This is a genomic window from Sutterella seckii (assembly GCF_009183815.1).
Taxonomy (GTDB): domain Bacteria; phylum Pseudomonadota; class Gammaproteobacteria; order Burkholderiales; family Burkholderiaceae_F; genus Sutterella; species Sutterella seckii.
Genome location: NZ_WEHX01000199.1, coordinates 1 through 986 on the forward strand (window position 1 = coordinate 1; position 986 = coordinate 986).

At 55.2% G+C, this 986-nt stretch carries 2 pseudogenes; both read left to right on the plus strand.

The window, feature by feature from the left end:
• Positions 1-325: pseudogene (locus GBM95_RS12430) on the plus strand (IS1634 family transposase); the annotation flags it as partial.
• Positions 312-986: pseudogene (locus tag GBM95_RS11815) on the plus strand (IS1634 family transposase); the annotation flags it as partial. The pseudogenes GBM95_RS12430 and GBM95_RS11815, both read left to right, overlap by 14 nt.

The following is a 986-nucleotide window of genomic DNA, read 5'->3' on the forward strand; positions in this document are numbered from 1 at the left end:
TGAGCTTTTCGATCAAGTGGGGCACAACGAAACCGGCATGCAGTCGCTGTTTACTCGTCTCGCGCATCTGAGCGATGAAGATTCGGCGGTGCTTGCCTTTGACTCCACAACAACTTCGAGCTACTCGCAGAATCTCGAGCCCTACATTCGCTCGGGCTTCAACAAGGCCGGCGACAATCTGCACACGTTCAAGCTGTGCACTTTCTATTCGGTCTTCAGCCGTCTGCCGGTCGCATTTGAAATGCAGCCGAGCAATCTGGCCGACGTTACCTGCATGAAGAACGCCATCAAGCGCGTGCAAAGCTTATGGCTTGAAGAGTCCTGAATTCGTCGTTGACAACGAGTTTACCAAGAAAGGCAACCTCGTGGACATGCTGCGCAACCACATTCAGTTCACTGCACGAGTCACCGTGACAGACTCCTGGGTGGCCCAGCATCTGGATGAGATTGAGGAGGACGGTTCAAGCGTACGAAGCCAGCTTGAAGGCTGGGACAGCATCTGTCCGTTTGATCATGCCACGCACGGCGTGTCGCGCATGGTGGAATTGTCGTGGACTCGCGAACGCAGCCGCGGTGAAAGGGCCGAGGGTGACGTAGAGAAGAAATCCTTCCGTCTGTACCTGCACTACTACCGCAACGCCAACCGCACTCATGCCGACCGAGAAGCTCTGAAGACGAGAGTGATGACTGTCAAGCAGCTTCTTGAAGGCGGAACCTCGATTGAAGCTCTCTCAGATGCCGATAAGGTGATCGCCGAAAAGTACCTGATTTGCACACGTGTCGGACGTGGCGGGAAGCTTCGAATTACCCTGAATACAGAGGCGCTTCAGCGGGCGGAACGCAACTTCGGCATCTTCTGTCTCGTAAGCAACAAGCACAAGGATCCGTGGGTTACGCTCAAGCGCTACCGCATGCGCAACCGCATCGAAGAATCGTATCGAGTCAGTAAAAGCGAACTCGACGGCGACCGGGCTCGAGTCTGGAGC